The sequence below is a fragment of the Paraburkholderia sp. A1BS-2L genome, assembly GCF_051125205.1.
Classification (GTDB): Bacteria; Pseudomonadota; Gammaproteobacteria; order Burkholderiales; family Burkholderiaceae; genus Paraburkholderia.
This window is the reverse complement of the sequence record NZ_CP120429.1, coordinates 280,351-301,147: the sequence shown is the minus strand read 5'-3', so window position 1 is coordinate 301,147 and position 20,797 is coordinate 280,351. Positions and strand designations below refer to the sequence as shown.

Annotated in this window: 14 protein-coding genes and 2 pseudogenes; 10 read left to right on the top strand and 6 right to left on the bottom strand. The window is 64.5% G+C overall.

Annotated elements, in window-relative coordinates:
* Nucleotides 1–6: 6 nt before the first annotated feature.
* A complete protein-coding gene (locus tag P5W98_RS16150; protein ID WP_421026989.1) occupies nt 7–879 on the bottom strand; it encodes a LysR family transcriptional regulator in 873 nt (290 codons plus the stop codon).
* Nucleotides 880–993: 114 nt separating this feature from the next.
* Here P5W98_RS16150 and P5W98_RS16145 point away from each other — a divergent pair, with 114 nt between their 5' ends.
* From P5W98_RS16145 to P5W98_RS16115, 7 genes and pseudogenes are all read left to right on the top strand, one after another.
* Nucleotides 994–2,631: a gamma-glutamyltransferase family protein gene (locus P5W98_RS16145; RefSeq protein WP_421025308.1), complete on the top strand. Its 1,638-nt coding sequence runs from the start codon at nt 994–996 to the stop codon at nt 2,629–2,631.
* A 145-nt stretch (nt 2,632–2,776) separates the two neighbouring features.
* Nucleotides 2,777–4,093, top strand: coding sequence for an MFS transporter (locus tag P5W98_RS16140; protein WP_421026990.1), 1,317 nt, complete (start codon nt 2,777–2,779; stop codon nt 4,091–4,093).
* 108 nt (nt 4,094–4,201) lie between these two features.
* Nucleotides 4,202–4,447: a hypothetical protein gene (locus P5W98_RS16135; protein WP_421025309.1), complete on the top strand. Its 246-nt coding sequence runs from the start codon at nt 4,202–4,204 to the stop codon at nt 4,445–4,447.
* Between the two features lie 338 nt (nt 4,448–4,785).
* Entirely contained in the window at nt 4,786–6,072 is a 1,287-nt protein-coding gene (locus P5W98_RS16130) for a TolC family protein (protein WP_421025310.1), read from the top strand.
* A 10-nt stretch (nt 6,073–6,082) separates the two neighbouring features.
* Entirely contained in the window at nt 6,083–7,549 is a 1,467-nt protein-coding gene (locus tag P5W98_RS16125; RefSeq protein ID WP_421025311.1) for an efflux RND transporter periplasmic adaptor subunit, read from the top strand.
* A gap of 6 nt (nt 7,550–7,555) precedes the next feature.
* Nucleotides 7,556–10,050: pseudogene (locus P5W98_RS16120) on the top strand (efflux RND transporter permease subunit); the annotation flags it as partial.
* Nucleotides 10,046–10,630, top strand: a pseudogene (locus P5W98_RS16115) (ATP-binding protein); the annotation flags it as partial. The pseudogenes P5W98_RS16120 and P5W98_RS16115, both read left to right, overlap by 5 nt.
* Before the next feature lie 58 nt (nt 10,631–10,688).
* Here the strand turns inward: P5W98_RS16115 and P5W98_RS16110 are convergent.
* Nucleotides 10,689–10,970 (bottom strand): DUF4148 domain-containing protein, encoded by a 282-nt coding sequence (locus tag P5W98_RS16110; RefSeq protein WP_421025312.1) that lies wholly within the window; start codon nt 10,968–10,970, stop codon nt 10,689–10,691.
* Nucleotides 10,971–11,374: 404 nt separating this feature from the next.
* Between P5W98_RS16110 and P5W98_RS16105 the strand changes: the two genes are divergently transcribed.
* From P5W98_RS16105 to P5W98_RS16095, 3 genes are read left to right on the top strand one after another with little or no spacing between them, the layout of a single operon-like run.
* Nucleotides 11,375–14,239, top strand: a complete 2,865-nt coding sequence (locus P5W98_RS16105) for a xanthine dehydrogenase family protein molybdopterin-binding subunit (RefSeq protein WP_421025313.1) — start codon at nt 11,375–11,377, stop codon at nt 14,237–14,239.
* On the top strand, nt 14,236–14,949 hold the full coding sequence (locus P5W98_RS16100; RefSeq protein ID WP_421025314.1) for a (2Fe-2S)-binding protein: 714 nt from the start codon (nt 14,236–14,238) through the stop codon (nt 14,947–14,949). Before P5W98_RS16105 ends, P5W98_RS16100 begins: the two co-directional genes overlap by 4 nt.
* Nucleotides 14,946–16,205, top strand: a complete 1,260-nt coding sequence (locus tag P5W98_RS16095; protein WP_421025315.1) for a cytochrome c — start codon at nt 14,946–14,948, stop codon at nt 16,203–16,205. Before P5W98_RS16100 ends, P5W98_RS16095 begins: the two co-directional genes overlap by 4 nt.
* A 76-nt stretch (nt 16,206–16,281) precedes the next feature.
* On the opposite strand, the gene P5W98_RS16090 is transcribed toward P5W98_RS16095, so the two are convergent.
* Genes P5W98_RS16090 through P5W98_RS16075 form a run of 4 tightly spaced genes read right to left on the bottom strand, consistent with a single transcriptional unit; the run spans nt 16,282 to nt 20,564 of the window.
* Nucleotides 16,282–17,034 (bottom strand): aspartate/glutamate racemase family protein, encoded by a 753-nt coding sequence (locus P5W98_RS16090; RefSeq protein ID WP_421025316.1) that lies wholly within the window; start codon nt 17,032–17,034, stop codon nt 16,282–16,284.
* Nucleotides 17,035–17,062: 28 nt separating this feature from the next.
* Complete coding sequence (gene hydA, locus P5W98_RS16085) at nt 17,063–18,478, bottom strand: dihydropyrimidinase (protein WP_421025317.1); 1,416 nt, start codon at nt 18,476–18,478, stop codon at nt 17,063–17,065.
* A gap of 20 nt (nt 18,479–18,498) precedes the next feature.
* The gene (locus P5W98_RS16080; RefSeq protein WP_421025318.1) at nt 18,499–19,227 is read right to left on the bottom strand and encodes a maleate cis-trans isomerase family protein; all 729 of its coding nucleotides are present in this window, start codon (nt 19,225–19,227) and stop codon (nt 18,499–18,501) included.
* A gap of 41 nt (nt 19,228–19,268) precedes the next feature.
* Entirely contained in the window at nt 19,269–20,564 is a 1,296-nt protein-coding gene (locus tag P5W98_RS16075) for an MFS transporter (protein WP_421025319.1), read from the bottom strand.
* Nucleotides 20,565–20,797: the final 233 nt, after the last annotated feature.

Below are 20,797 nucleotides of genomic sequence, written 5' to 3'. Positions count from 1 at the left end.
CAATACTCAGCGCAGCATTTCCGCTAGCGTGTTGAACAGCAGCGTGCGCTTGTTCGACTTACGATGGATCATGCCCACGGTGCGCATGAACGGCGGATTGCAAAGCGGAATCAGCCGCAGGTTGGCATCGTCGTGCCAGTGGCCGTTATGGAGCACAGGCAGCACGCTCACGCCCACATCGTTGCGCACCAGCGAAACGATTGTTTCGATGGAATTGAGTTCGAGATATTCCTGCGGTTTAATGCCGAGCGTGCGCAAGGCTTCGTCGATCACGGCGCCTGTCGGCACGCGGCGGTCGAAGCGCAGGAAGCTGCGTTCGCGCAGGATGCGGCGCGCGGTGCCTCCCGTCTCGCCGCCCTCGGTGGCGCGGCTCGTCACCAGCATGAGCGGCTCTTCATAAAGCGGCGTCCATGCGAGCGATTCGTGCAGCGCGCCGTCCGCATTGCCAACCACCACGGCGAGATCGACGTCGCCTTCTTCCACCATGCGCGCTAGCTCCGCGGAGCGCGCCGAGGTGAGTCGCACTTCGAGTTCGGGATGCTCGGTCTTCAGATGCGCGACGGCGAGCGAGAGGGCGCCGATCACCGACACCACGGCGCCGACGATGACCGAGCCGCGAATCGTGTCGTCGGCACGAGCCGGCAACTCGTCGATCAGTTCGAGAATGCGCTCGACTTTCGCGCAGATTTCGCGGCCCTCGCGCGTCAACGCGACCTGGCGCGCGCGGCGATCGAAGATCTGCCGGCCCAGTGCTTCTTCGAGCCCGCGCATCTGCAGGCTCACAGCCGCCTGCGTGAGCGCGGTCCGTTCCGCTGCGAGGGCGAATGAGCCGCTACGGGCCACGGCGTGCAGGGTACGCAGCATGCGCAGGGAAAGCATGTAAGCAAATTTTAAGTATTGAAAACAAAATATTAATATTTTTTTGCTCAAGCCTTCAAGATAATCGACGCATCGGCATTCCAGCTATTTCCAATCTTTCCGTTCGATACCGCCATGACACGCTTTGACTGGCAGAACCCTTATCCGACGCCGCGCCTGCCGGTGTTCGCCCGCAACATCGTCTCGACCTCGCATCCGCTTGCCGCGCAGGCGGGCCTGCGCATGCTCTGGAAGGGCGGCAATGCCGTGGATGCCGCGATTGCGGCAGCGGCGGCCATCACCGTGGTCGAGCCGGTGTCGTGCGGCCTGGGCGGTGACGCCTTCGCGCTCGTCTGGGACGGCGCGCAACTGCACGGGCTGAATGCCTCGGGCACCGCGCCCGCCGCCTGGAACCCCGATTACTTCCGGCGCAAGTACGGCGAGGAAAACGGCCTCGCGATGCAGCCCAAGCGCGGCTGGGACACCGTCACCGTGCCCGGCGTGATTGCCGGCTGGGAAGCGTTGCACGCGAAGTTCGGCTCGCTGTCGTTTGCCGAATTGATGGAGCCCGCGATCGAGATCGCCGAGCGCGGCTACGCGCTTGCCTTGATCGTCGCGCACAAATGGCAGGCGGCCATTCCCGAGTTGCACGACCAGCCCGGTTTTGCCGAGACCTTCATGCCGCGCGGCCGCGCGCCCGAGGTGAGCGAGCGCGTGTGCCTGCCGGGCCACGCGGCCACGCTGAGGCGGCTCGCCGAGCTCGGTCCGCGCGCCTTCTACGAAGGGGAAATCGCCGAGCGCATCGCTGCGTTCGCGCGCGAGGGCGGCGGGGCGCTCACGAGCGACGATTTGCGCAACTATCGCGCCGATTGGGTGAAGCCAATCTCGAAGGAATATCGTGGCTATCGGATGCATGAGATTCCGCCCAACGGTCAGGGCATCGCCGCGCTCATCGCGCTGGGCATTCTCGAGCAGTTCGACGTGACGTCGTTGCCGCGCGATGGCATCGAGTCGCAGCATCTGCAGATCGAGGCCATGAAGCTCGCATTCGCCGATGTCTATCGCTATGTCGCCGATCCGCGCTCGATGGAAGTGACGCCCGAACAGATGCTCGACGACGCCTATCTCAAGGAGCGCGCGAAACTCATCGACCTCAAGCGCGCGACGCAGTTCGATTTCGGCATGCCGAGGTCGGGCGGCACGATCTATCTGTCCGCTGTCGACGAACGCGGCATGATGGTGAGCTTCATCCAGTCGAACTACATGGGCTTTGGCTCGGGCGTGGTGGTGCCGGGAACGGGCATCGCGCTGCAGAATCGCGGCTGCGGGTTCTCGATGGACCCGGTCTCGCCCAACGTCGTCGAAGGCGGCAAGCGCCCGTTCCACACCATCATTCCCGGGTTCCTCACGCAGCAGGTGGAGGGCCGCGAAGAGGCGGTCATGAGCTTCGGCGTGATGGGCGGCGACATGCAGCCGCAAGGCCATCTGCAGACGGTCGTGCGCATGCTCGACTACGGCCAGCAGCCGCAGGCCGCTTGCGATGCGCCGCGCTGGAAGGTGAATCGCGATTTCTCGGTCGATATCGAATCGACGCTCGACGCGCAGGTTGCCGAAGAGCTTGCGGCGCGGGGTCACGAGATCAAGAGCATCGACGATCCGTATATGGACTTCGGCTCTGGCCAGTTCATCTGGAAGCTCGATCGCAATGATCCCGAGCGCGGCTACGTGGCAGCGAGCGATTCGCGCCGCGACGGGTTGGCCGCGGGGTTCTGATTGCGTGCAGGGCCGGCGATGCGTGCAACGCGGCCGGCCAGCGCTGGAGCGCCGGCTTTTGATTTTTCCAGATCACTAAGTACAACAAAGCAATAGAGCAGGGAGACGAGACATGAAGAGTGGTTCGCAATCCATTGCGGATGTCATGGCGCCTGAAAGCGACAGCGGCCAAAAGACGCCGCTCACGCGCGCCATGGTGCGCCGCATCGTGTTTTCTTCGTCCATTGGCAACGCGCTCGAATGGTTCGATTTTCTCGTCTACGGCTATTTCGCGCCGTTGATAGCGAAGCAGTTCTTTCCCGTGCACGACGAATGGCTTTCGACGCTGCTCGCAATCGGCACCTTCGGCATTTCGTTTTTGATGCGTCCGCTCGGCGCCATCGTGCTGGGCATCTATGGCGACCGCAAAGGGCGCAAGGCCGCGCTGACGCTCGCCATTGCGTTCATGATGGCAGGCACGCTCGCGATGGCCGTGATGCCGACGTACGCCACGATCGGCATCGCGGCGCCGTTGCTCGTCCTGCTCGCCCGTCTCGTGCAGGGCTTCGCGGTAGGCGGCGAGTTCGGCAGCGCGACGGCGTTCATGGTCGAGCACAGCAGCACGCGGCGTGGCTATTACGCGAGTTGGCAATTCGCCAGCCAGGGCGCGGCGGCGATTCTCGCGGCCTCGTTCGGCTCGTTGCTGGCGCTCTGGCTGCCGCCCGCGGAGCTGGCCTCGTGGGGCTGGCGCGTGCCGTTTTTCTTTGGGCTCGTGCTGGGTCCCGTGGGTTATTACATTCGTTCGCATCTTGACGAAACGCCCGAGTTTCTCGCGAACCGCGAAGCAATCTCGAGGCAGGACGTTGCGCCTGTGAAGCACGAGCATGTCGGCCGCCGCTGGACTGATTTGCTGCTCGCGGTGGGCATCGTCGCACAGTCGACGGTCGGCGTGTATATCCTCCAGCTTTATATGCCGCTGTATGCGGTGAAGCAGCTTCACATGGCAGCGGCTACCTCGTTCGGCGTGGTCGTGCTCAACGGCGGCCTGCAATTCGCGCTTTCGCCGGTCATGGGCGCATTGTCCGATCGCATCGGACGCCTGCGTATCATGCTCACCACGTCGGTTTTGCTGGCGGCGCTCACTTACCCCATGTTTGCCTGGCTAAAGGCGCACCCCACGCTTGAATGGCTGCTCGTGCTGCAAGGCGCGGCCGGTATTTTCAAGGCTGCCTATTCCGGCCCGATGCCCGCGCTCATGTCGGAGATCTTTCCTGTGCAGATGCGCTCGGCCGGTTTGTCGATTGCCTATAGCCTGGGCGTGACGCTGTTCGGCGGTTTCGCGCCCACCATCGCCGAGGTGTTGATTCATTGGACCGGCAACACGCTCGCGCCTGCTTGCTACGTTTCGCTCGCCGCGATCATTTCGGGTATTTCGCTTTCGATCGTGGGCTGGCGCATGCCGCGGCCATCGCGTGCTCGTTGAGCACAACTGTCCGTATCGCTGAACGGACCACGAGGCAGTGCTATATTCGCGGTCCCCGTCGCAATCCAGCGATGAAAAGCTTACGTTTTGACAGGTAGTGGAGAGTGTATGGCAATTGAATACCGGGGTTTTCAAATCAATATCGATACGAAAGCGGATGCAACGGACACGCAGTGGCTATGCCGCGCGGAAATCAAAGGGACGGAAGCTGAAATGCGCGATGTCGCGTTGCCTTGCATGGAGCTTGCGTTTCCCAAACTCAAGATCGACGTGCTGATGGTGGTCAGCATGGTGGAGCATAAGGCTCGTCAATCCGTCGATGAGTGGCTGGCAGCACAGCCGGTCATGGCGTGAGCGCGATGGCGCCTCGCCTGGAAGACTGAAAGGCAGATATTCGCCGCAGGGGCCCGTGAGGGCCCCTTGTCATTGGCGCCGAAGCTTGTGCCCGTCCGGCCTTTCCATTTGATCAAGCCGGGTTGAACTCATTGCGGGTCCGTTCGCCGGGAAATGCTCGCCAGTATCCGGACATTCACATATTCATCAATAAAAATTCGACATGCTGATTAATTGGCGTGCCGGGCAGAGTGTGCGTCGACCGCTTGAAAGATGACAAAAATATCATTTTCGGATCATGTTTGCATTGCATCGGGACCGTAGCATCGGCGGCAAGTCATTCTTCATGCCATCCGCCCATGCATCCGCGCAACCTCATTGCCGCCGCGCTCATGGCTCTGTGCTATTCCGCGCACAGCCAGCCGCTCGCGGAACCTGTTCCATCCGCGCAGGACGCCCCTAAGGCGCTTTCACTGGACGACGCGCTCGGCATTGCCGCTGCGAGTAATCCAGTGTTGCGCAGCGCCGTGGCCAGCGCAAACGCGTCCAGCGGAGCGCTCATGCAGGCAGGCGCGCGTCCGAACCCGAATCTCTCACTGTTGCAGGAAGGTTTTGGCGGCACGGACCGCACCAGCACGGCATTGATCGAGCAGACCTTCGAACTGGGCGGCAAACGCCAGGCGCGGCTCGATGTGGCGTCGTATGGCCGCCAGGCGGCGCTGGCTTCGCTCGACGGGCAGGCGGCGCAGCTTCGCGCAGCGGTGATCACCGCGTTCTACGACATGCTCGCCGCCCAGCGCCAGATGCAGATGGCGCAGGAGTCGGCCGATACCGCGCTGCGCTCGGCCGATATGGCCGACAAGCGCGCCCGCGCCGGCAAGATCTCGCCCGTCGAATCGACCAAGGCGCGCGTGGCCGCCGCCGATGCGCAAATCGCGCTCGCTTCGGCGCGCACGCAGGCGGCGCTCGCGATGGAGAAGCTCGCGAACGTCACCGGAAGCCCGCAAGTGCGCAACCGCCCGGTGACGGGCGATCTCGACGCGCTGCCTGAAATCGAGCCGTTGTCGGCCTTGCAGTCGAGGCTCGACGAGTCGCCTGCGTCGCGCGTCACGCAGGCCGAAGTGCTGCGCAGCAACGCGCTCGTGAGCGTGCAGAAAGCGCGGCGCATGCCCGACATCACCGTCAGCGCCGGTATGAAGCGGGTCTGGACGTCAGGTATTCCGGATAACCAGGCAGTAGTCGGGGTATCCATTCCATTGCCGATCTTCGACACCAACAAGGGTGCGGTTCTCGAAGCGGCCCACAACACCGAGAAGGCGAGTGCGGACCTCGACAGCGAAAAGGCGCGCCTGCAACTGGAGCTTGCGCAGTCCTGGTCGAGCTATGAGAACGCCGCACAGGAAGCGCGTCGGCTAAGGAATGAGGTCCTCCCCGCAGCGAAGCAGACGCTGGACGCCATGCTGCGCGGATTCGAATTGGGCAAATTCAGTTTCCTCGACGTGCTCGACGCACAACGCACGCTGTTTCAGGCGCAGTCCCAATACGTAAGGGCGCCGAGCGCCGCCCATCGGGCCCATGCCGAAATCGGCCGACTCGTCGGCACGCCGCTCGTCGCAGGTCGCGACAGCGCGACCTGCTTGAACTGAAGGATCGAACATGCTGCCCAAACAGAAGATTGCCGCTGCGGCGACTGCATTTTTATTTTGCGTCGCCATTGGCGCGTATGCGTTATCTGGGGAACTGGCTGCACAGAAAGGCGCGACCGCTGGCGCGCCCGACGAACCCAGGGCCGATGGCCTCGGCCCTCGCGGCGGCCGGATCGTCGCCGACGGCCCGTTGGGCGCTGAGATCGTGCTTGCAGAAAAGGCGGGAGACGCGCGCCTGATCGTCTATCCGTTCGTGGATGGCAAGCCGGTTCCCGATCGCGCGACGGTCAGCGCCACGATCACGCGCTACGACGGGTCGCGCGAGCTGCTGAAATTCACTGGAAAGGATGGGAAGTTTGGCAGTACGACAGGAATCGGCACGCCTCATGTGTTCGATGCGGCCATCAACATTCGAGTCGATGGGCGCTCCCGTTCGCTCAACTTTTCGCGTGCGGATGGCGTGGTGGCGCTGAGCCCATCGCAGGTCAAGGCGGCGAATATCGGGCTTGCCACGGTGGGGCCGGCGCAGATTCGCAGCAGTTTCCAGTTGCCAGGCGAAATCAAGTTCGACGAGGACCGGACTGCGCATGTCGTTCCGCGTGTCGCGGGCGTGGTCGAGCGCGTGAACGTCTCGATCGGGCAGCGCGTGCGGAAGGGCGAGGTGCTTGCCGTCATCGCGAGCACGGACCTCGCCGACCGGAGAAGCGAGCTGCTGACGGCCGAGCGGCGTCTCGCGGCGGCGCGTACCGCATACGCACGCGAAAAGACGCTTTGGCAGGAAACAATCTCGGCGGAGCAGGACTATCAACAGGCACAGGTGCAACTGCGCGAGGCCGAAATCGCAACACAGAATGCGCGCCAGAAACTTGCCGCGCTCAATGCCGCTGCGTCCGCGTCCGCGCTGAGCCTCTATGAACTGCGCGCGCCGTTCGCCGGAACCATCGTCGAGAAGCATTTGACGGCGGGCGAATCCATTGCGGCGGATGCCAACGTATTCGTGATTTCCGATCTGTCTTCGGTCTGGGCGGAAATGGCCGTGCCGGCGCAGCGCCTTAACGACGTTCGGGTCGGGCGCGAGGCCACGGTCAGCGCATCGGCGTTCGAATCGCGCGCCACCGGTTCGATTGCATACGTGGGCGCGTTGCTCGGCGAGCAGACGCGCACCGCGCCGGCGCGCGTGGTGCTCGCGAATCCCGAGGGCGCGTGGCGGCCCGGCCTGTTCGTGAACGTCTCGGTGGGGGCGGGCGAGCAGGACGTGCCGCTCGCCATTCAGGCCAGCGCGATTCAGGAGATCAGTGGCGCGGCCTCGGTGTTCGTGCAGTCGCCGAAGGGGTTCGTGGCGCAGCCCGTCGAACTCGGGCGGCGCGACGATCAGAACGTGGAAGTGCTGGGCGGACTGAAAAGCGGTCAGCGCTATGCGGCGGTGAACAGCTTCGTGCTCAATGCGGAGCTGACGAAGGACAGCGTGGAGGAGTGATCGACCATGTTTGAGCGGTTAATTGGCTTTGCCATCGCGAATCGCTGGCTCGTGATGTTGGCCACCGTCGCGGTGGCGGCCCTCGGCATCGCCAGTTTCCGGCAGTTGCCGATCGACGCGGTGCCCGACATCACCAACGTGCAGGTGCAGATCAACACCTCCGCGCCGGGCTACTCCCCGCTGGAAGCCGAGCAGCGCATTACCTGGCCGATCGAGACCGCCATGGCGGGCCTGCCGAATCTGCAGGAGACGCGTTCGATTTCGCGCTATGGCCTCTCTCAGGTGACGGTGATCTGGACATCTACTTCGCGCGCCAACTCGTCAACGAGCGCATTCAGGAGGCGAAGGACAAGCTCCCGCCGGGCGCGACGCCGTCCATGGGCCCCACGTCGACGGGCCTCGGCGAGATTTTCCTCTGGACCGTGGAGGCCTCGGAAAGCGCGAGGAAGGAGGATGGCAAGCCCTATACCCCGGCGGATCTGCGTGAACTGCAAGACTGGGTCGTGAAGCCGCAGCTGCGCAACGTGCCCGGCGTCACCGATGTCGACTCGATCGGCGGATACGTGAAGGAGTACCGCGTCGCGCCGAATCCCACGAGGATGATGTCGTACGGACTCACGCTCGCGGACATCGTGCGTGCGCTCGAGCGCAACAACGAAAACGTCGGGGCGGGCTACATCGAGCGCGAGGGCGAGCAATACCTCGTGCGCGTGCCGGGGCAGGCGCGCGGGCTGGACGATATCGCCAATATCGTCCTGACCAACGCGAGCGGCGTGCCGGTGCGCATGAAGGACGTCGGGCAATTGGGCATCGGCCGCGAGTTGCGCTCGGGCGCGGCAACCGAAAACGGCAAGGAAGTCGTGCTCGGAACCGTATTCATGCTGATAGGCGAAAACAGCCGCAGCGCGGCAAAGGCAGTGTCCCTGAAAATGGACGAGGTCAACCGCTCGCTGCCGCCGGGCGTGAAGGCCGTGCCGGCTTACGACCGCACCGTTCTGGTCGAAAAGGCCGTGCAGACGGTCAAGAAGAACCTGCTCGAAGGCGCGGTGCTCGTGATCGCCGTGCTGTTCATCTTTCTCGGCAACATTCGGGCCGCGCTCATTACGGCGCTTGTCATTCCGCTTTCGATGCTGATGACGTTCACCGGCATGGTCAACGCCAAAGTCAGCGCGAACCTGATGAGCCTGGGTGCGCTCGATTTCGGCATCATCGTCGATGGCGCGGTGGTCATTGTCGAGAACTGCATACGGCGGCTCGCGCACGCACAAGCTCGCGCAGGCAGGCCGCTCACGCGCGACGAGCGCTTCGCCGAGGTGATGCATGCTTCACGTGAGGCGCGCCGGGCCATGATATTCGGACAACTGATCATCATGGTGGTCTATCTGCCGATCTTCGCCTTGAGCGGCGTGGAAGGCAAGATGTTCCATCCGATGGCGATTACCGTGGTGATGGCGTTGGCCGCCGCGATGGTGCTCACCGTGACTTTCATCCCGGCGGCAGTGGCGCTGTTCATCGGCTCGCGGGTGAAGGAAAAGGAAAATCGCGTGATGGGCTGGGCCCGCCGCGCCTACGAGCCGGTGCTGGACCGCTTCATGGAGCGCCCGAAGCGCGTGCTGGTTGCGGCGGTGGCCATCGTCGGCGTTACCTTGCTGCTGGCCACGCGCCTTGGCAGCGAGTTCATTCCGAGCCTGAACGAAGGCGATCTCGCCATTTCCGCGCAGCGCATTCCGGGCACGAGCCTCACGCAGTCCGTGGAGATGGAGAAGGCGATCGAGAAGGCGCTCAAGGAGAAGTTCACCGAGATCGAGCGCGTGTTCGCGCGCACGGGCACGGCGGAAATCGCCGCGGATCCGATGCCGCCCAACGCATCGGACGGATAAATCATGCTCAAGCCGCAGGACCAGTGGCCCAACCCGCGCAAATCGCGCGAGGATCTGATGAAGGAAATCGAGGCCGTGCTGGCCGAGTTTCCCGGCAACGTCTACGAGTTCTCGCAACCGATCCAGTTGCGCTTTAACGAGCTGATTTCGGGCGTGCGCAGCGACGTCGCCGTCAAGGTGTTCGGCGACGACATGAACGTGCTCAACACGACAGCCGGCGAGATTGCCGCGGCGCTGCAGAAGGTGGCGGGCGCCACCGAGGTCAAGGTCGAGCAGACCACCGGCCTGCCGGTGCTCACGATCGAACTGGATCGCGACAAGCTTGCGCGCTACGGCGTGAGCGTGGCAGACGTGCAGGACACGGTGGCGGCTGCCGTGGGCGGCCAGAAGGCGGGCACGCTGTTTCAGGGCGACCGGCGCTTCGATATCGTGGTGCGTTTGCCGGAAGAGTTGCGCTCCGATGTGCAGGCCATCAAGCGCCTGCCCATCGCGCTGCCGGTTAGCGGGGCAAACGCCGCAACGACGGCCCCCACTACCGAGCTCGCGCCCTACGTGCCGCTCGCCGAACTCGCGACGGTGAAGATCGGCCCGGGCCCGAATCAGATCAGCCGCGACAGCGGCTAGAACGGCCGGGGAGTACCGCAGCATCGTTGAATCGAGCATCGACGAATATCAGCGGCTCTCGCGCATGATCGAGGACATGCTGTTTCTCGCGCGCTCCGAGAGTGCGCAGCATCCCCCGGGATTGCGCGAGCTCGACGCCGTGCAGGAAGCGCAGCGGGTAGCGGGCTATTACGAGCCCATGGCCGAGGACGCTTCAGTCGAACTGGTCGTGCGCGGCGAGGGCTGGGTGCAAGCCGATCTCATGCTCTTCCAGCGAGCGCTGAGCAATCTGGTTTCCAATGCGCTCGCGCACGCGCCAACAGGATCGACGATCGTTATAGAGTGCGAAGCATCGGGATCAGGAACGACAATGAGGGTATCGGATACGGGCGCGGGCATCGACGCCGGGCATCGCGAGAAGATCTTCGAGCGCTTCTACCGTGTGGATCCGTCGCGGAACAACTCCGCATCGGGAACGGGCTTGGGGCTCGCCATCGTCAAGTCCATCATGGAGAGCCACGGCGGGACTTGCGGCGTCGAAAGCCAGCCGCATGTCCGCACGACATTTTGGCTGCACTTTCCGGCGCGCGAGGTCTAGCGCCGGCCGCGCGGTGTGAAGGCGCGGCCGCCGATTGGGCTCGAACTACACGCGAGCGTTAGCGCGACGTCATTTGATCGTGCTGATCGACGGCGGCAGAAGGCTCGCCGCGATGCGTGCCGGCCTCGTGACGCACCTTGTTTTGGGCGATTTGCTGCGCGTTCGGCGGGTACGTCGTCGGGCTCGATTGCGTGAGGCCGTCGTGACGGGCCTGAATCAATTCCTGCTGGACATCGGCGCGCGTTTTACCCTGTGTCTGCGACTGCGCTTGCGCCGCTACCGAAGTGGTGCCGAGTGCGACGGCAAGGGCGACGATGGCAATCGGGAACTTCGCGTTCATGCTGAATCTCCTTCTCTTTGGACTTCCGCAACCGGGAAGCCGGGTTGGACTGGCTCGCTTCCTCGCTGGAAGCTGTGTTCAATATGACGGTTGGGCGGTGCGCTAACGTGATCGCAAGATGACGTTTTCGTAGGAAAAGGACGCGGTGGGCACGCTCCGGTTGCCCGCTATCGCAGGCGGGGCAGAACCGGCCGGACATGGGCCAGGTGGGGGCTGGGCGCAACACGCCGGAAATGGCGCGCATCGCGTAAACCCTTATGGAACGGGCTTTATAAGCGCAATAATAAGTTCCGCATGTGACGATCGCTATGGGCTCGGGCGGGCGCCAATGCCAGAATGCGGGCCGCTCCGCAAGGCACAGACTGTCGCCTTCGCGAGTCGCGCACGCACCTGGAGGTCCCCTCATGAAAAACCACGGCCTGTCACGGCGGGGTTTTCTCAAAGCCAGCATGCTGGCGGGCGTGGCGGTATATGTGGCGCCTTTCGGCAGCCGCGCATTCGCTGCCCTTTTCGAAGAAAAACTCCTCACACCGGTCAAATGGGATGCCGCCAACGGCACGCCCAAGTTCCGCATCGACGGCATCGCCAAAGTCACGGGCTCGAAGATCTTCGCGCGCGATGTTCGCGCGTCGGACATGCCCCACTGGCCGCGGCAGCAGGCCCACGCGCTGATCTTGCGCGCGACCCGGGCCGATCGCCTTTACGAAGGCGTCGACCTGACGCTGCTCGGCGACGATCTCAAGCCTGACCGCATCGTCACTGCCGAGGACATCGCGCGCGACGGCGTCGCGTTCCCGGCCTTCTATGGCGAGGACATGCTGCTGCCCGCGGGCAAGACGCCCGCCTATCTGGGCCACGCGGTCGCGATCCTCATCTATCACGATTTCGCGCGCTTCCGTTTCGCGAAGAACCTGCTCAAGTTCCGCGACGATGTGATCCGCTATGGCGCGGTGACTGGTCCGCTCGAACGCGATCCGTGGGGGACCTTCCGCTACGTGCGCGTGGGCGGCAAGACGCCCTATGACGACGACGTGTATTCGAGCCTCAAGGACGCGCCGATTTTCCCGAGCTCGATGCGCAAGCATCAGCCGGTGTGGCCGGACGCCAATGCGCACGGCAAGGTCGACGAGCAGGGCATGGCCTGGGCCGCCCAGATCGCCGACGAGCTCGATCACGCCTCCGCCGACTGGCTCGTGTTCGACCGCGAGTACAACACGCAGTCGATCGATACGGCCGCGCTCGAGCCTGACAACGCGAACGGCTGGTACGACGCCGCCACGCAGTCGCTGCACCTCGTGGTGCCGACGCAGTCGCCGCTCGAAGTCGCGCAGTCCGTCGCGGAAATGGCCGCGAAGAGCCGCTACCCGGTGAAGCAGCTGTTCCTGCATCCGTGCTACACGGTGGGCTATGGCTCGAAGGATCACTTCAACGTGCCATACTACGGGCTCGTGGCCGCCCTCTATGGCGACGGCCGTCCGGTGCGCTTCGCGAACGACCGCTACGAGCAGTTCCAGACTTCCCTGAAACGCCACGCGTTCAAGATGCATTACCGCATCGCCGTGGACCGCAAGACGGGGCTGCTGCAATCGTTCAAGGGCGACTTCGAGGCCAACGGCGGCGGACGCTGCAACTTCTCGCCTTCGGTGGCGATGGTGGGCGCGACGGCCGCGCAATCGATCTACTACTTCCCGAAGAACGACTTCGCCTCGGTGGCGATCGCCTCGCGCGCGATCGACGCGGGCTCGGCGCGCGGCTACGGCACGCTGCAGAGCATGGCGGCGACCGAGATGGCCATCGACGAAATCGCTGCGCAGCTCGGCGTCGATCCGATCGATTTCCGTTTGAAGAATGCGCTGCGCTCGGGCATGAAGAACACCCAGGGCGCGATTCCCGCCGGCGCGATCCGCGTGGACGAGGTGCTGGAGCGCGCGAAGGTGCATCCGCTGTGGACGCAGCGCGCGAAGCGCAAGGCCGAATACGAGGCTGCGAACCCGGGCAAGCGCTATGGCGTGGGCTTCGCCTGCGTGCAGAAGGACTTTGGTACGGGCTCCGAAGCATCGTTCGCAAAGGTCGAAATCGACGAGAATGGCGTCATCACGCTCCATCATACGGGCGCGGAGATCGGCACGGGCATGTCGACCACCCAGGCCGTGGCCGTGGCGAAGTGGCTCGGCAAGCCGGCGGCGGATATCCGCGTGGCCGTGACCGACTGGCCCGATCTGGCGATGGTCTCGAGCGGCGACCCCTACCTCATGAGCCAGGCCGATCAGGACCGCCTGAGCGCGAACCCGCGCTGGACGCCGAACATCGCGTCGCCGTCGAGCGCTACGAACTCGGCGTTCTACTTCACGCACAGCACGCGCGAAGCCGCGCGCGCGGTGTTCCGCTACGGCCTGTGGCCGGCGGCCATGTCGATCTGGACGCAAGGTCTGGGCGGCGGGCAGGCCGCGCCGCTCGTCGTGCGCATCGAGGATGCGCGCTGGGTGGACGGCAAGCTGACCGCAGCGGGCCTCGAGCCGCTGCCGCTCGAACGGCTCGCAAAGCAGGCGCATGCGATGGGCCTCGCGACCGGCGCGGTCGTGCACGTGTTCAATCGCTGGCAATGGGCCGAAGCCGAATTCGATGTGGGCGGCGCGGTCGAGCGTCTGCCGATCGACGGTCTCTCGCTGCGCTATGCCAAGGCCAGCGCGGGCGAGAACGGCAAGCCCGCGGCGTCGCTGACGCCGGCTGCGCACGCCGCGCTGCCGTCGACGGCGAACGGCTATCGCGTGCTGGACCGCAAGCGCGCGTTCATCCCGCCGATGAGCCGCAACAATGCGGCGGTGACCTATTACAGCGCGGTCGGCACACTGGTCGAGCTGGCCGTGCATGAAGCCACCGGCAAGGTGGAGCTGCTCACGCACCACTCGATCATGGAGTGCGGCAACCAGATCTCGCCGCAGCTCGTCTCGGGCCAGTTGCAGGGCGGCCTTGCGATGGGCATCGGCCATGCGCTGCACGAGTATCTGCCGCTCTACGAGGATGGCCCGGGCAACGGCACGTGGAACTTCAACCGTTACCACCTGCCGCGCGCGTCCGATGTCGCCGTCTGGACGCAAACCGGCGAAGTGCTGCCGGCGCTTTCGGAAACCGATCCGCCCAAGGGCATCGCCGAAGTGGTGATGATTCCCGTGGTGGGCGCGGTCGTGAACGGCGTCGCGCACGCCATCGGCCATCGCTTCACCGACTTGCCGGTGACCCCGCAAAAAATCCTGGAGGTGCTCGCATGACGCTCGCCCAATCTGCTGCATCCGCGGCCAGCGCCAGCGCCGCCGTGGCTGCTTCGCAGTCAAGTTCACAGCCGGCTTCACAACCGACCGCGCAGCCGACTTCGCAGCAGACCTCGCGGCAGACCTCGCGGCAGCCCGCACCCGTCGAGCGCCCGCTCGTGCAGTACAAGCCGAAAGCGCTCTCGCTCACCATCAACGGCAAGGCCGTCGGTCCGATGCAGGTGCCCGAGGGCATCATGATGATCGAGTTCCTGCACGAGTACGCGGGCCTGACGGGCTCGCGCCTCGGCTGCGGGCAGGGCGTGTGCCACGCGTGCGTGGTGATCCTCGACAAGCCGGACGGTTCGAGCGAGGAAATGCGCACCTGCATCACCGGCGCGCACTTCTTCAACGGCCGCACGATCCGCACGGTCGAAGGCCACGCTAAGCGCAACGAGGCCGGCGAGGTGGTGGAGCTGTCGCCCATCCAGCAGAAGTTCCTCGATCACTTCAGCTTCCAGTGCGGCTACTGCACGCCGGGCTTCGTCAACGCGGCCACGGTGCTGCTCGAGCGCCTCAAGCGCGAGCCCATCAAGAAGGCCGATGTGGAAAGCACGATCATGGCCGCGCTCGACGGCCACATTTGCCGCTGCACGGGCTACGTGCGCTACTACGAAGCGGTCAAGGACGTGGTGATGAGCACGCCCGGTCTCGTGAAGGACGCGGCATGAAGCGCGCGTTCCTGAACCGCCTCGCGCACGGCGTGTTGCTCGCCGCCTGTGCGCTCACGCTCGCGGCCTGCGGCCGCGAAGAATCGTCCACTTCGGGCGCGGCGTTCACGCCCACGCCCGGGCAGGTCGCGCGTGGCCGCTACCTCGTGAAGGCCGCCGACTGCGCCGCGTGCCACACCGCCAAGGACGGCGCGCCGTTCGCGGGCGGCGCGCCGCTGGCCTCGCCGTACGGCACCTTCTACGGCTCGAACGTCACGCCCGACAAGGATCACGGCATCGGCAAGTGGAGTGCCGACGACTTCTACGCCGCACTGCACGACGGCAACGCGCGCGGCAAGCGGCTCTATCCGTCGATGCCGTATACGTCGTACCGTCAGTTGTCGCGTGCCGACGCCGACGCGATGTACGCCTACCTGATGACCGTGAAGCCGGTCGCGGCAGACCCGCCGGCCAACGATCTGAAGTTCCCGTACAGCATGCGCTTCGGCATGGCGCTGTGGGACATGCTGTTCCTGAAAGACACGTTGCCCGACGCCTCCGCGGGGCAATCGGCCGATTGGCAGCGCGGCCGCTATCTCGCCAACGCGCTCGGTCACTGCGCCGAATGCCATACGCCGCGCGACTTGTTCGGCAGGCTCGTGGGTGCGAAGCCGCTCTCGGGCGCAGCACTGGGCCGCGTGGTCGCGCCGGACATCACGCCTGCGGGTTTTGCTGGCCGCGGCTGGAACGGCGCCGACCTGCAGACGTTCTTCAGCGTCGGCATTGCGCCGCAAGGCTCGGCGTTCGGCGAGATGTATCCGGTCGTGCACCTGAGCACGCAGTACCTGAACAAGGACGATGCGCGCGCGCTGTCCGTCTATCTGCTCGGCGACACGCCGCCCGCACCGCAGCCGGTGAAGACCGTGGCCGCTGACGCCGCGCAGCTGGCGGCGGGCCGCTCGGTCTATGTGGCCGTGTGCGCGGGTTGTCACGGGCTGGCGGGCGAGGGCAAGCCGCACGTGGCGGTGCCGATGAACGGCAACTCGACGGTGCGTCAGGCCGATCCGCACAATCTGCTCGTGGCGATGCTCGACGGCATCGACACGCAGCACTTCGCGGGTCTCGAAAGCATGCAGGCGATGCCGGCGTTCGCGTCGACGCTGAGCGACGACGAGCTCTCGCAACTGTCGAACTACCTGCGCGCGACGTGGGGCGGGCAGAGTGCCAATGTGACCGCTACTGATGTGAAGGCGCTGCGCGAGCTGTCGCCACATTAAGCGCGGTACAGGCGCTGCACGCGCCAGCCGAAAAAAAGCGGGCCTCGAAATTTCGAGGCCCGCTTTTTTGTGCGCGTCAGTCCGTGTTCCTTGCGCTCAACAACCGCTCCAGCGGTTCAGGCAGGCCACGGTTCGGCTTGACCGGCGGCCGGGCGAAACTGCCGTTGGTCGCCTTTTTCGGGTTCAGGCGGACCAGGCCCTCAAGCTGGGTAATCGAGCTCGACACGCCATCGACCACCGGCACCGGCAGTTCGTGGCGGATCTCGCGCGCGAGCCCTGCGAGCGGCGCACCCGCGATGATGATGACATCGGCGCCGTCGTTCTCGACCACCTCGTTGCACAGCGCCTTCAGTCGCTGCGCGTAGTCCTCCTGCACGCTGCCGATATCGCGCAGCGGCTCCTCGAGCGAGCGGATGCTGGCGAGCCGGCTGCCCAGATGGCTGCGTTCAACCGTCTCGCGATACCACGCCTTGATGCGCGGCGAAATCGCGATGATCGAGAAGCGCTGCCCCAGCGTGGCGGCGGTCATCAGCGAGGCTTCGGTCAGCCCGACCACTGGCACGTCGAGCAGCTCCTTGATGCCCTGCAGGCCCGGGTCGCCGAATGCCGCGACCACGACGCCATCGTAAGTGCCCGCACGCTCGGCCGCCACGCACGAGGTCGCGTACGCGCCCACCAGCGACTCGAAGCGCGTCTCGATGTACGCGACGCCGAACGGCGCGGTCGCCACTTCGATCTCGGTGCCGGGCGAGGCGCTGCGTTGCGCCTCTGCCTCGATCAGCGACGAAACGCTCTCGGAAATATTGGGGTTGATCACGAGGATCTTCATGGCGAGCTCCAGGTTCAGAGGCCGAGATTCAGAGGTCTAGATACTGCGGCTTGCCGGCCGGGAGAAACTGGCCGCGGCCCGCTGCGGGCTCGAGATAGCGGCCGTCCTCGACCAGCAGTTCGCCGCGCGACAGACAGTGCTTCGGCCAGCCATGCACGGTGCGGCCTTCGTACGGCGTGTAGTCGACGTTGTGGTGCAGGGCGTCGTTCGCGATAGCGACTTGCTTGTTCGGGTCCCATAGCACGATGTCGGCGTCGGCGCCCACCGCGATGGTGCCCTTGCGCGGATACAGGCCGTACAGCTTCGCGGGATTCAGCGACGTTAGCTCGACGAACTTGTGCAGCGATAGCTTGCCGTGGCTCACGCCGTCGAACAGCAGCGCGAGCCGGGTCTCGATGCCAGGGATGCCGTTCGGAATGTGCTCGAACGAGACTTCTTCGCCGCCGGGCTTCTTGCCCTGGGGATCGTCGAACGAGAACGGTGCGTGGTCGGACGAGAACACGCTGAAAGTGCCGCGCTTCAGCGCGCCCCACACGGCCTTCTGGCTCGACGTGTCGCGCGGCGGCGGGCTGCAAACGCACTTTGCGCCGTGATAGCCGTCGTCATGGCCGAGGTCTTCGGCAGTCAGATACAGATACTGCGGGCAGGTCTCGGCGTAGATGTGGAGGCCGCGCCGCTGCGCCCATTCGATCTGCTCGATCGCATCCTGGCCCGACACGTGAACGATCAGGATCGGCACGTCGACGAGTTCGGAGAAGGCAATCGCGCGATGCGTCGCTTCGCGCTCGACGGCGGCGGGGCGCGAGAGCGCGTGATACTTCGGCGCGTGCTTGCCCGCTTCGGTGAGCTTGTCGGTCAGCCACGCTATGCAGTCCGAATTTTCTGCGTGCACCATGACCAGCGCCTGGTTGCGGCGCGCCACGTCCATCACTTCGAGGATCTCGCGGTCGCTGAGCTTGAGGTCGTCGTAGGTCATATAGATCTTGAACGACGTATAGCCGGCGGCGATCAGTTCCGGCAGCTCGCGCTCCAGCACCTCGGGCGTGGGATCGGAGACGATCAGGTGGAACGCGTAGTCGGCGACCGCGCGGCCGTCGGCGCGGCGGTGATAGTCGGCCACCGCGGCCTTCAGCGATTGGCCCTTTTCCTGCGCGGCGAACGGGATCACCGTGGTGGTGCCGCCGCACACGGCGGCGCGCGTGCCGCTCAGGAAGTCGTCGGCCATCTTCAGCCCTTCGGGCATGGGCTGATCGAGATGGCAGTGCGCGTCGATGCCGCCGGGCAGCGCCAGCAGGCCGGTCGCGTCGATCTCGCGCGCGCCTGCGCCCAGCTCGCGGGCCAGCGCCACGACGACGCCGTTCTTCACGCCGATATCGCAGTTGAAACGCTCGGACGCGGTCACCACGTCGGCATTGCGGATGACGAGGTCGTATCCGGTTGTCATGGTTGATGTCATGGAATCCCTCACGCAACTTCGGTAAACAGGCGGCCCCAGCCCTCGAGCCGGGTCGTGTCGTAGCCCGCGAGCTTCAGCGACTTCCACACCACGGTGGAGATCGTGTCATAGAGCGGAATGCCGTGCTGCCGCTCCACTTCGTCGGCCAGATGCGCGGCGTGCAGATTGGTGCAGTAGGTGACGATCGCATCGGGGCCCTGGGCCGCGACTTCGCGAATCTGCGCGAGCAGGGTTTCTTGAGTGACTTCGGAGAACTGGAAATTCACCTTCAGCCCGAGATGGCTTTCGGACGAGCAGTCGATGCCATTCTCGCGGTAATTGGCCACAATCTTCTGCTGGACTTCCTCGATATACGGGCTGACCAGGCCGAACTTGTTCACGCCGGTCTGCACCAGAATTTCGTTCAGCGCCAGAATCGAAGTGGTCGCGGGAACGCCGGTCGCTTCTTCGATTTCGCGGCACAGGCGGCGATCGCTCTCGAAGCCGAGCCAGCCCGACGAGGTGCCGTTCCATGCGATCACATCGACCTTGGCGTCGGCCAGCAGGCGCGCGGCCTGAATGATGTTGGTGGTGTCGAACTGACCGAGCGCCTGCTCGGACAGCGAAATCTCGGTCACGGTGAAGCGCGAGAAATGGGCGCTGACGCCGGGCAGTTGGGCCACCATCGCGCTTGTAATGGGTTCGAGCGCGGTGTTGGACGACGGGGTCAGCATGCCGAGCAGGACGCGTTTGCTCATGATGAAGTCTGCAATCAGTCAGTTACTAAATTAGGGAAAGCTCAAACAGGCAGCTTGCGTTCGTAGTCGATCAGGGTCGAGCAGACGAACAGGCCAGCGCCCGCGGCGGCGAAGAACATCAGGGCCAGGAAGTAGGAGCCGGTCGTCTGCACGATCAGGCCGACGATGATCGGCACGAGCACGCCGCCGATATTGCCGCCGAGATTCATGAAGCCGCCGAGAAAGCCGACCTTGTTGCGGGTGCCGAGGATCGAGGGCAGGCACCAGTACAGGCCGCACCAGCGCAGGAAAAACAGCGTGGAGGCGAGCAGCACCACCACCGTGACCGGATCGCGCACATAGGCGACCGAGAAGATCGACGCGGTGGCCAACACAGCGGCAATGCCGAACAGCGTGCGCATCACGCGATTGGGCGAGCCGCCCGCGGCCTTCCATTTGTCGGCGATCCAGCCGCCCACGAGTTCACCCACGAAGCCGCTGAAGAAGATCGCGAAGCTCGCGCCGCCCATCTGCTGGATGTTGAAGCCGTACGACTTGTTCAGATAGTTCGGCATCCAGGTGAGCAGGCCGTAGAACAGCGAATTGAAGCACATCCAGCCGAAGAACATGCCCCACACCGAGCGGTAGCGGAAAAAGTCGAGGCTGCGGCCGCTCGCATCGATCGGCTCTTCCGCATGCTCTTCCCGCAGCGCCGCTTCGAGATAGTCGGCTTCGGCCTCGTTCACGGCCGGATGCTCGCGCGGGTTGTTGCGAATGTAGTACCACGCGAACAGGCCGGCCAGCATGGTGCCCACACCGGCCACCACAAACGAGGTGCGCCACGAGCCGAACTCGCTGATCAAGCCGGAAATGATCACTGCGCCAAGCGCCGCGCCCAGCGGCGCGCCGCCGTCGAGCAGGGTCGCGCCGCGGCCGCGTTCGTGGCGCGTCATCCACATGGTGTTGAGCTTGCCGCCGGCCGGGTAGATCGGCGCTTCCGCCGCGCCCAGGCCCAGACGGGTGAGGATCAGCGCAGGGGCCGTCGTGCAGATGGCAGCGATGCCCTGGAAAAAGCCCCAGAACAGCGTGGCGAACGCGATCACGATGCGCGGCTTGAAACGGTCAGCGAGCATGCCGCCGGGAATCTGCATGAACGCGTAGGTCCAGAAGAACGAGCTGAGAATCAGCCCCTGCACGCCAGGGGCGATGTTGAATTCCTTGGCGATCAGCGGCATGGCGACGGACAGCGAGGCCCGGTCCACATAGTTGATCGAAATAAGCATCAACATGATCAGAAAGATTCGCCAGCGTACGCCGGTCTTCGCCTCGGCCTGGACGGCCGCATTTGCGGTTCGCATCGATGTCTCCTCCGTACGCCTGGTCACGGCCTTCGGGTTTCATGTGTGTGGCCGGACCGCTTCCGGCCCGGTGCGCTGTCTGCGCAAACGCAGTATATGATTTCTAATTATAAATTACAAGCGACGTAAGTTTATGATTTTATTGTGTTTTAATTTTTGTGGATAGTCGATTGGGAGTGTAGGAAAATTAAGCAAAGACGGAAGACACACGCAAGCAAGCGAGACGCAAACAA